The sequence below is a fragment of the Arthrobacter agilis genome (genome assembly GCF_002953615.1).
Lineage (GTDB): Bacteria > Actinomycetota > Actinomycetes > Actinomycetales > Micrococcaceae > Arthrobacter_D > Arthrobacter_D agilis_B.
Genome location: NZ_CP024915.1, coordinates 2,794,559 through 2,804,128, shown reverse-complemented (window position 1 = coordinate 2,804,128; position 9,570 = coordinate 2,794,559). Strand labels below are relative to the sequence as shown.

The window sequence follows — 9,570 nt, the reverse complement described above, 5'->3', positions numbered from 1 at the left end:
CATCGGCACGCCTTGACCCGCCGCTGTGCGCCATGTCTCTCCACCGATCGTCAGTTGCTTAGGCAACCTAAGAGTAGAATGGAGTGCTGTCGAGGAAAGGACACAGACCGTGCGCGAAGCCCTGCAGAGGCTCGGATCCTTCGCCGCCGTGGGAACGGTGGCCTTCCTCGTCGACATCTCGGTGTTCAACATCCTCGCCCTCGGCTTCGGCGTCGGGCCCATCACCTCCAAGGTCGTCTCGGTGACGCTGGCCACCGGCGTCTCGTGGCTCGGGAGCCACTACGTGACCTTCCGCGTGTTCGCGGGACGACCGAAGCGCGAGGAGGCGATCCTCTTCGCCCTCACCAACCTCGCCGGGCTCGGCATAGCCGCCGCCTGCCTCGTCGTATCCCACTACCTCCTCGGGCTGACGAGCCCCCTGGCGAACAACATCTCGGCGAACGTCGTCGGGGTCCTCCTCGGCAACGTCTTCCGCTACGTGGCCTACCGGTTCTTCGTCTTCCGCCCCGCGCTGCCGGCCGCGACCGCGACGCTCTGCGCCGCGGGTTCCTGAACGATCCCGTCGAACCCTGGCAAGCGATGAACGGCACGCCGACCGGGATGGGCACGGCTCGCGCCCCGGCGTAGGGTAGGGACTGACAGTCAGCATGCTTCGGAAGGCTGCCCGCCCTTCCCGCCGTCGTTCCCCCACCTCCTGAAAGACTCCGCCATCCGCGCCCCCACCGCACTCACAGCCCTGGCCCTCGGCGGCGGACTCCTGCTCGCCGCGGCCGGACCGGCTCCCGCGCAGTCCGCGATGCCGATGACCCTGCCCGCAGCGCAGGTGGACCCGCTGGTCCCGGCCACGCCGGGTCCGGAGGAGGCCATCGCACCGCCGACGGCCGGACCCGGACAACCCGTGGTGACGGACCCGGCTCCGCCACCGGTCGATCCGGGCACACTCCCCGGAACGGAACCCACGGGGGAGCCCACACCGACGGTCGATCCTCCTGCCGTAGAACCCGCGCCGTCCGAGTCTCCCGTCGCCCCGCCCGAGCCGGAGCCGACGGTGGCGAGCACCGAGCCCGAGCCGGGTGCGACCCCTGCTTCGCCGTCCCCGCGCGCGTCGGCGTCGGGCAGCAGTACGGCACCGCCGGAATCGTCCACGGAATCGTCGCCCGCACCGGTCGTGGTCCCCGGCGACAACGCCGGCGGAGTCGGCGGGATGGAAGCGCCCGCACTGTCGCCGACGCGGATCGATCCGGTCACCGGCCCTCTCGTGACGGGACCGGACGTCTCCTCGGGCCAGCCGCAGACCGAGGACGCGGTGGCCGAAGCCGAGGCCCGGACCGGGGACGCACTGTCTGCACGTTATGTGGCAGCAGGCATCCTGAGCCTGGTGGCGGTCGCCCTGGCCCTGGGGATCGCCGTCGTCTCGCAGCCGCGCCGGAAGCGGCACACGCACTAGGAACATGCAGAAGGAGCCGGGAGGATCTCCCGGCTCCTTCTGTGTGTGGCTTACGGGGCTAGCGGACCTGAAGGGTCAGCATGCCCGTCGAGTTGGACTGGACGACCTCGATCTTCGTCCCGGTGCCGGCGACGACGACGGAACCCTGCGGGTTCGTGGCGTCGTAGTAGGCGTTGGGGTTGGTGTCGTCGAAGACGGCGACGCCCGGCTGCGAGGGCGCCGTGAGCGTGGTCATGCCCGCCGCGGTCTCGCGGTGCAGGTTCAGCGCATCCGTCGCCTGCTTGCCGAAGGTGGCATCGAAGCTCTGGATGCGGTTGCGCACGACGGTGCCGTCCGACCAGGTGAGCGCCTTGGGGTGGGCGTCGACCGGCAGGGCCAGGCCGGCGCCCGGGTGCTGGCGCGTGTTGTTGTTGGTCTGCGCGGTGTTCCAGTAGGTCACGCTCAGGCCGTCCTGGTACGCGTAGTGCTCCACGGTGTCCGGCGCGGTGACGCCCCAGCCGAAGTTGTACGGGCCGGTGGCGAGCGTCGCGTCGTAGCCCGCGTACACGCGGTTCTCGGCGATGTAGAAGCGGTTCTTGCCGGCCGCGTCCTTAGGCAGGTTCACGACGACGGCCTGCGGGGCCTTCGTGGCGTGGAACGAGGGGCCGATCTTGTGGGTGGATTTCACGCCCGCCGTGGCGACGTCGTAGTCCAGCCAGCCGAGCTGCAGCTTCTCCCAGGCACCCATGTGGTTCGGGGTGGTGCCGATGGAGCCGTCCCCGTGGCCGAGCCACGAACCGGAGCTCATGAGCGTCCAGAAGCCGGTGCCGTTCTCGCCGCCACTCGTGTCGTACAGGTCGGGCAGGCCGAGGTCGTGACCGTACTCGTGCGCGAAGACGCCGAGGCCGCCGTTCTCGGGCTCCGTGGTGTAGTCGCGGATCCAGATGTCGGAATCGCCGATCTTGATGCCGCCGAAGGGGTTGGCCGCGGGGCCGGAGGTGCCGCGCCCCGCCTGGCCGACGGCCCAGCGGTGGGACCAGATGGCGGACGACGCCGCGCCTGCCTCCTCGCCCTCGCCCGCGTGGATGGCCTGGAAGTGGTCGATGTAGCCGTCGGCCTCGTCGAAGTCGCCGTCCTTGTCGAAGTCGTAGCGGTCCCACTGGTCGAACGTCGCGAGGTAGGCGTCGATCTCGGCTGCGGTCTTGCCGGCCGCGACCTGCGAGTCGTACCAGGCGTTCGCGGTGTCCTGCACGAAGCGGGTCATGTCCGCCTGGCTCTCGGTCTCGCCGTAGCTCGCCGAGTTGTAGGGCACGGTCACCCAGTCGCTGACGTCGCCGTCGACCGTGTACCGGCCGCTGGACATCTCCTCGTAGACGCCCTTCAGCGACTCGCCCTCCTCGCTGAAGAACATGTCGAGGTAGTGCTCGCGGTCGAAGGTGTCGGACCAGTAGGTGGAGTTGTCCACCACCCGATTCGGCTCCTTGATGGCGTTGTGCGTCGGGCCTGCCGTCGAGGTCGGGAAGCGCGGGTCGATCTTGTCGCCGAAATCGACGAGGAAGGACAGGATCTGGTCGCTGTCCTGCAGGCCGTACTGTGCCCACTGGCCGGGAGCGACCTTGACGGCCTTCGAGCCGCCGCGGTCCTCGACCTTGGCCTCTCCGGAGAGGACCTTCGCCAGGCCCTGCTGGTTGAGGTCGCGGCGCTCCTCCGCTGCAGGGTCGGAACGGTCGTCGAGCTTCGCGGCCGCGCCGTCGGCGCTGGGCGAGGAGGTGAAGGACGACGTCGCGGTCGATGCGTCCGCCGCGGTGCCGGTGGTGGCCTGTGCGCTCACGGGAGCGAGCACGACGGCGCTGGTCACGGCGAGCGCCATCGCGCACCGCAGCCCCCGGGTACGAGGTGTGAGATTCAAGGGTTCTCCTTAGTGAAATATCCCAGCTGATGCAGAACACCCTCAGGTTAGGTGCCCGAGGTTACGAACATGTTGCCTAGGTCACATGTTCTGGCAGGGACGCTAGCACCGCTTGGGGACACTTCGGAGGTCGGTTGCGTTCTATGAACCATCTCTCTGGTGTGCTCTGGCGCACCGGGACGGTACGCCCTATAGTGCACGGCCGGTGCGGACCGTGAGCGCGCACCCGTGGACGAGCCCGGGCACCTGTGGCACCCCGTCCTCAGACGAAATCCGCGAGCACCCCCGCCGCCTCGCCGAGGACCTCGGAGCGGGTCGTCGCGTGCACGGAGAGCCGGATGCGGTCCGGCCCGTGCAGCGTCACCGAGATGTCAGCGGCGGCGAGCGCCGCGTGCGCTTCGGCCGCCCGCCCCGGAAGGCCCGCGACCACGATCCCCGCCCGGTCCTCCCGCTCCCGGGGCGAGAGGACCGGCACACCTGCCGCGTCGAGCTGGTCGATCAGGGCACCCGCGTGCGTCGCGATGATGCCCTCGATGGCCGGCACGCCCACCGGCTCGATCAGTTCGAGGGCCTCCGCGAACGCCCCGGTCGCGTACGGGGACAGGTTCGAGATGGAGAAGCGCCCGGCCCCCGGCAGCGGCGCGTGCTCCTCGCCGTCGTACCGTCGAGCGTCGGCGACCCCCGTCCAGCCGGTGAGCAGGGGCTCGATGCGCTCGAGGCCCTGTGGCGACATCGCGATCCCGGCCACGCCCCAGCCGGCCCGCACCCACTTCTGCGCGCCGGCGATCAGCACGTCGGCGAGTGTCCATTCCAGATCGGCGACAGCGAACCCCTGGATGCCGTCGACCACGAGGAGGCGGTCCGGGCCGATCGCGTCGCGGATCCCGGCGAGATCGGCCCGGTAGCCGGTGCGGAAGTCGACGGCGCTGACACTCACGGCAACGGTGTCGCCCGTCAGCCGGCGGGCGACGACGTCGGGGGTCACCCGGGTGCCGGGCTCCCCCATCAGGTCGACGCGCGCACGGCCCGCTGCCCCGGTGCGCAGCCAGGGATAGGTGTTGGACGGGAACTCGCCGGCGCCTACGAGCACCGCGCCGGAGGCCAGGCCGAAGGCCACCTGGAACAGGCCGAGCGAGGTACTGCCGGTCAGCCCCACCTGTTCGAGCGGGAATCCGCTGAGCCGTGAGAAGGCCTCCCGCGCCCGCTTGTCCTCGCTTTCGAGCGTGCTGCTCGCGCCGACGGCTGCCTCTCCGGCCGTCTCCATGAGGTGCGCCACGTGGTCGCGGACGGCGGTCGACGGCGGGCCGAAGCTCGCGAAGTTCAGATACCCGGGAGCCTCCGAGAAGGTGCCCTGGTAGGCGGCGAAGAGTGCGGCGTCGTCCTGCGTGGCTCCCATGCAGTCCACCCTACGGTCCGGGACCACCGGAAGACCCGCGTCAGCGCCGCTTCTTCCTTCCCTTCAGGAGCGCGTTCGTGCTGTTCGTCGCGATCCTCGTCGACGCGTCGGCATCCGCACCGGCGGTGGTTCCACGGTTGGAGGAACCGAGCCCCCGGCCCCTGCCGACCGACGCAGCCCCGTCCGCGCTGCTGGCGATGCGCTCCTTGCGCACCTCCTCCCGCACGGTGGTCCTGCCGGCCACTTCGACCGTCCTCATGCTCACGCGCTCGACGGGCACCGTCTCCTTGCTCAGGACGGCGAGTTCCTCGTGTGCCACGAGTTCCACGGACTGCTCCTGGAACGGTACGCCCTCGGCCTCCAGGCGCACGGGCGACGAGATGGGTTCCACCTCGATCCGGATCTCCTCCCGCTTCAGCGGGACGGTCATCGTGGCCTCCTCGGTCACGATGTACTTCCGGAGACGCACGCGGGCGGCCTCGTACTGCTCGGTCCCGACGCGCAGTCGTTCCTCCGAGCGGACCACCCAGGGGGTGCCGACCTCGTCATGCGTGTGCGTCCCACCCTGCGTCCGGGCGGTCGTGGGCGCCGGTGTCGCGTCGGACGTTCCTGCCGTGTGCATCGCGCGTGCTGCGGTCTCCCCCGTCGCCGCGTCCGGAGCGGCCCCCGGAGCAGCCTCCGGAGCGGCCGACGGCGTCGTCGTGCGCGCGGCGGCGGGAGCGGCCGACGGCGTCGTCGTGCGCGCGGCGGCGGGTTCGGTCGCCGCCTCGGCGGCGTGTTCGGTTGCCGGCGTCGTCGTACGCACGGCAGCGTGTTCGGTCGCCGGCACGGCGACGGCGGCGGGCCGAGGGACCGGAGCCGGCTCAGCGGCGGCGAACCGAGGGACCGGAGCCGCTCCGCGCAGCCCGTAGTGCCGGTACAGCGCAGCCTCGTCCTCGGGGCTGAGGTGGCCGTCGCGGTCGACGGACGGCGCGTGCCTGATGAGGTCGCGCGGGTAGGCCACCACGAGGTCGCGCCCGTGCACGGATGCACCCTCGAGGGGCACGAATGACTCCCGGGTCCCGAAGAGGCCCGTGTGGACGGTCACCCATGACGGCCGGTCATCGGCATCGTCGAGGTACACCACGCCCACCGTGCCCACCTTGTCCCCCTCGCCGGTGACCACCGTGCTGCGGTGCCTGAGCAGCGGGTCGAGGTCGTTCATCGTGAGCATGCGGAGTCCTGTCGTCGGTATCGGCCGCGAGGAGCGGGTGAACCTCAGGGTAGGAGCGGCGCCCACGTTATAGCAAGCATGCTTACTAATCGGCGTGGCGGTGGACATCCCCTCCGGGGGACGGGCAAGGGCGTCGCTGGAGCGGAGCAGCGCAGCAGCTCGACTCCCGGGCGGCGCCGTCGTCGCGGGATCCGGCACGGCCTAGGCCGCTGCCAGCTCCGCCAGCAGCTCGTCCGACGCCGCCTGCCCCTCGAGGTCGAACGCGCCACCGGCGACGAGCAGCTCGGCGGCGCCCGTCCGCGCCTGCAGGTCGATGAGCTGCCGCGACACCTCGCCGGGCGTCCCGTACACGGCGGTCGCGAGCGATTCGGCGACGTACCCCTCCTCCCGCGCGGAGAGGGGCTCGTCGCCGGCGGCCTCGAGCGGCGGGAAGTAGCCCCGGGTCCGCGAGACGGCGAGCGCACGGGCCTCGGGCAGGAGCAGCTGCCGCGCCTGCGCCGTCGTGGCCGCCACCGCGACGTTGACGGACACCGTCACGTGGGGTTCCTCCCACCACGGTGACGGGCGGAAGGCGGTGCGGTACCGCTCGAGCGCCGCATTGCCGTTCCGGAACAGGGCGGGCCCGCCGAGCACGACGGCGAGGCCGGCCCGTGCCGCGATGTCCAGGCCCTGGCCGGTGGCCAGGACGAACACGGGCGTGCGCCCGCCATCCTGCGGGCGCGCAGTGACCGGCGCCGTGCCGCCGAGGAAGGCGAGCAGTTCGGCGATGTCCTGCTCGAACCGGTCCGCTTCCTCCCTGCCTGCCCGCAGCACCGTCCGCACGGCCTGGGTGAAGCCGAGCGAGCGCCCGATGCCGAGGTCGAAGCGACCGCTGAACAACGCATTCAGCGTGGCGGCCTGTTCGGCGACGACCAGGGGCTGGTGGTTCGGGAGCATGATGCCGCCCGTACCGATGCGGATCGCCGTCGTGCGGGACGCGACGGCCGCCGCCAGCACCGCGGGCACCGACCCGGCAATGCCGGGCACACCGTGGTGCTCCGCCACCCAGAACCGACGGTAGCCGAGCCGTTCGGCCTGCCGCGCGCGCTCGACGACCCGCTGGAGGGTCTCCGCCTCGGGAGTACCGAGCCGGGATTGTGCGCGGTCGAGGACGGACAGGCCGGTGAAGGGAAGGGACATACTTCGTGGAACCGATGACGGTCCGGCGTCATTCCGATAGTGTTGCCGGACAGGCGTCGGCGACGGCGCCTGGGTCCGCCGGACAACGGGGTGCGGCAGACCCGGATCAGCAGCGGGGTCAGCACCATGAAGATCGTCACCAGGATCCGCCGTCGGGTGCTCGGCTCACCCGCGCCCACCACGCACCAGCCGCAGTCGGCGCAGCTCGACGATCTCGCGGCGCGCATCGCCGATTCCTATGCGCGGCGGATCGAGATCACCGACCGGATCGCGGGAGGCCGTGCCCTCCCGGGCGACGAGGCCCGCCTGCGGATCCAGCGGGACATCACGGCGAGCTACCAGAAGCGCCTCGAGAAGATCGACCTGCCCACCGGCACGGGCGACGACGCCGAGGCCTGGTTGCGGTCGGCCGGCACAACGCGCGGCGCGCGGACGCGGCAGGACCGCCCGCACTAGCGCTTCCCGCAGCGGTTCCAGGAATGACGGTGGCACGCGTCAGGATGGGATTTCACCGCCGGCCGCTCCCCGCGGCCCGGCGTGGTCTCACCGAAAGGACTCCCCGCCATGATGGGCGCCCACCATGCTGCCTGCGGCGCCGCCGCCTGGGTTGCCGCCACCACCCGGATCGACGTGCATCCGGGCCTCCTGCTGTCGGCGCTGCCCGAGTCGGTCACCCTCGGGTTCGGCCTGCTCGATGTCAGCCCGGTCGGCGTCGTCACCGGCGCACTGGTCACCGCGGGCGCGGCACTGCTGCCCGACGCCGACCACCACAGCGCCACGATCGCCCATTCCCTGCCGCCGCTGTCGAACCTGTTCTGCGCCGGTGTCGGCGCGATCTCCGGCGGCCATCGCCTCGGCACCCACTCCCTGCTCGGCGTGGCCGCGTTCGTGGCCGTGGCGTTCGTCGCCGGACTCTGGACGGTCGGGACCACCGACTTCGGCACCATCTATCCCGGTGCGGGGCTGCTCACGGTCCTGCTCGTGTCCTTCGCGGCGAAGGCCCTGAAGATCATCCCCGACAGCATGCGTCGCTCGCCGTGGGCCGTCGGGCTGACCGCGGGTGCGTTCGTCACCGCGTTCGCCCCCGAGGAGCAGTTCTGGTTCCCGCTCGCGGTCGGCATCGGCGTCGTGGTCCATATCCTCGGCGACATGCTGACCACCGGCGGCTGCAATCCCGTGTACCCGTTCCGCATCCGGCGGCCGCGGAGCCTGGCGGGACTGCCGGTCATCGCGCAGGTGTGGCGGCCGAACGGCAATATCGCGGTACCGCTCCTCGGCAATGCGGGGTCGGTCCGGGAGTGGTGCCTGCTGGTGCCCGTCTCGCTCTACGCGGTGGGCGGCATCGGATGGGCCATCACCCGGTTCGACGACGGCGGTGCGGTGGTCGCGCTCCTCTCCGGAGCCGGGTGACCTCCGAGCGGTACGAAAAAAGCCGGAAACACGGCCACGCTAGTGTCGGGGACAGCTACCGACAGCTGGAAGAGGTTTCATGCACCGCGACGGTTTGTTCTTCGACCCCCTGCAGGACGAGGCGGATGCGCCGCCCCTGCCCGAGCCCGAGCCGGCTCGGCCCCATCAGCCGAGCGCCGACGAACTGCAGCTCCAGCGTCAGCGGGAACTAGCGCGCGTGCAGGACGACCTGAAGAGGATGGCCCGGGGCTCCTCGCGGCGCTGACGGCCGCTGCGACGGTGGCCGCGGGGCCGCCGTCGTCCGGTGTGGACCGCTAGCAGCCGTCGGGACCGCACGCCGGTCCGTCGGCCGACGGCGTGAGGGACACCAGCGGGTGCGACTCCTGCCAGGCCTGGTCGAGAGCCTGGCGGAACAGTTCGGTCGGCTGGGCGCCGGAGATCCCGTACTTGCGGTCGACGACGAAGAACGGCACGCCCTGCACGCCGAGGGTGCGGGCCTCCTCGATGTCCCGGCGCACGTCGTCGGCGAAGCGGTCACCGGCGACGGTGTCGCGGATCTCGGCCTCGTCGAGGCCGATGCCCGTGCCGAGGGAGACGAGGACATCGACGTCGGACGTGTCCAGCCCCTTCTCGAAGTGGGCGGACATCACGGCTTCCTTGGCCGCGTCGCCCCGACTCCGGGTCTTGGCGAGGTGCAGGAAGCGGTGCGCGGTGAAACTGTTGCCCACCACGATGCGGTCGAAGTCGAAGTCCAGGCCCTCACCCGAGGCCTGCTGCGCCAGGTGCTGCCACATCTGCGTGACCTGCTCGGGGGCGATGCCCTTGCGCTCGGCGAGGTACTGCTGCTCGGTGCCCTCGTAGTGGTCGGGCAGGTCCGGGTCGAGCTGGTAGCTCTTCCAGGTCACCTCGACGCTGTCCCTGTGCGGGAAAGTCGCGAGGGCCTTCTCGAAACGGCGCTTGCCCACGTAGCACCACGGGCACTTCACATCGGACCAGATCTCTATCTGCATGTCCGGTAGAACGGCGGCGGGCCCGGG

The 9,570-nt window shown here is 71.1% G+C and carries 10 protein-coding genes; 5 read left to right on the top strand and 5 right to left on the bottom strand.

The genetic code is table 11. From position 1 onward, the window contains the following. Positions 1-109: 109 nt before the first annotated feature. Both CVO76_RS13685 and CVO76_RS13680 read left to right on the top strand, forming a co-directional pair. Positions 110-553 carry a GtrA family protein gene (locus CVO76_RS13685; RefSeq protein ID WP_208739684.1) on the top strand — a complete coding sequence of 148 codons (444 nt, stop codon included), beginning with the start codon at positions 110-112 and terminating at the stop codon, positions 551-553. A 249-nt stretch (positions 554-802) separates the two neighbouring features. Further along, positions 803-1,447, top strand: a complete 645-nt coding sequence (locus CVO76_RS13680) for a hypothetical protein (protein WP_208739682.1) — start codon at positions 803-805, stop codon at positions 1,445-1,447. A gap of 58 nt (positions 1,448-1,505) precedes the next feature. Here CVO76_RS13680 and CVO76_RS13675 read toward each other — a convergent pair whose 3' ends face one another. From CVO76_RS13675 to CVO76_RS13660, 4 genes are all read right to left on the bottom strand, one after another. Next, on the bottom strand, positions 1,506-3,335 hold the full coding sequence (locus tag CVO76_RS13675) for an immune inhibitor A domain-containing protein (RefSeq protein WP_244185986.1): 1,830 nt from the start codon (positions 3,333-3,335) through the stop codon (positions 1,506-1,508). Between the two features lie 262 nt (positions 3,336-3,597). Then, complete coding sequence (locus CVO76_RS13670; RefSeq protein WP_208739680.1) at positions 3,598-4,731, bottom strand: aminotransferase class V-fold PLP-dependent enzyme; 1,134 nt, start codon at positions 4,729-4,731, stop codon at positions 3,598-3,600. Between the two features lie 40 nt (positions 4,732-4,771). Beyond that, entirely contained in the window at positions 4,772-5,944 is a 1,173-nt protein-coding gene (locus CVO76_RS13665; RefSeq protein WP_208739678.1) for a PRC and DUF2382 domain-containing protein, read from the bottom strand. 201 nt (positions 5,945-6,145) lie between these two features. After that, a complete protein-coding gene (locus tag CVO76_RS13660) occupies positions 6,146-7,123 on the bottom strand; it encodes an MsnO8 family LLM class oxidoreductase (protein WP_208739676.1) in 978 nt (325 codons plus the stop codon). A 90-nt stretch (positions 7,124-7,213) separates the two neighbouring features. On the opposite strand from CVO76_RS13660, the gene CVO76_RS13655 reads away from it, so the two are divergent. The 3 genes from CVO76_RS13655 (at position 7,214) to CVO76_RS13645 (ending at position 8,798) form a co-directional block, all read left to right on the top strand. Continuing rightward, on the top strand, positions 7,214-7,579 hold the full coding sequence (locus CVO76_RS13655; protein ID WP_208739674.1) for a hypothetical protein: 366 nt from the start codon (positions 7,214-7,216) through the stop codon (positions 7,577-7,579). 108 nt (positions 7,580-7,687) lie between these two features. Then, positions 7,688-8,533 carry a metal-dependent hydrolase gene (locus tag CVO76_RS13650; protein ID WP_208739672.1) on the top strand — a complete coding sequence of 282 codons (846 nt, stop codon included), beginning with the start codon at positions 7,688-7,690 and terminating at the stop codon, positions 8,531-8,533. Positions 8,534-8,612: 79 nt separating this feature from the next. Continuing rightward, entirely contained in the window at positions 8,613-8,798 is a 186-nt protein-coding gene (locus CVO76_RS13645; RefSeq protein WP_133080210.1) for a hypothetical protein, read from the top strand. A 49-nt stretch (positions 8,799-8,847) separates the two neighbouring features. Here the strand turns inward: CVO76_RS13645 and CVO76_RS13640 are convergent, their stop codons facing one another. After that, positions 8,848-9,543, bottom strand: coding sequence for a DsbA family oxidoreductase (locus CVO76_RS13640; protein WP_208741826.1), 696 nt, complete (start codon positions 9,541-9,543; stop codon positions 8,848-8,850). Between the last annotated feature and the right edge of the window lie 27 nt (positions 9,544-9,570).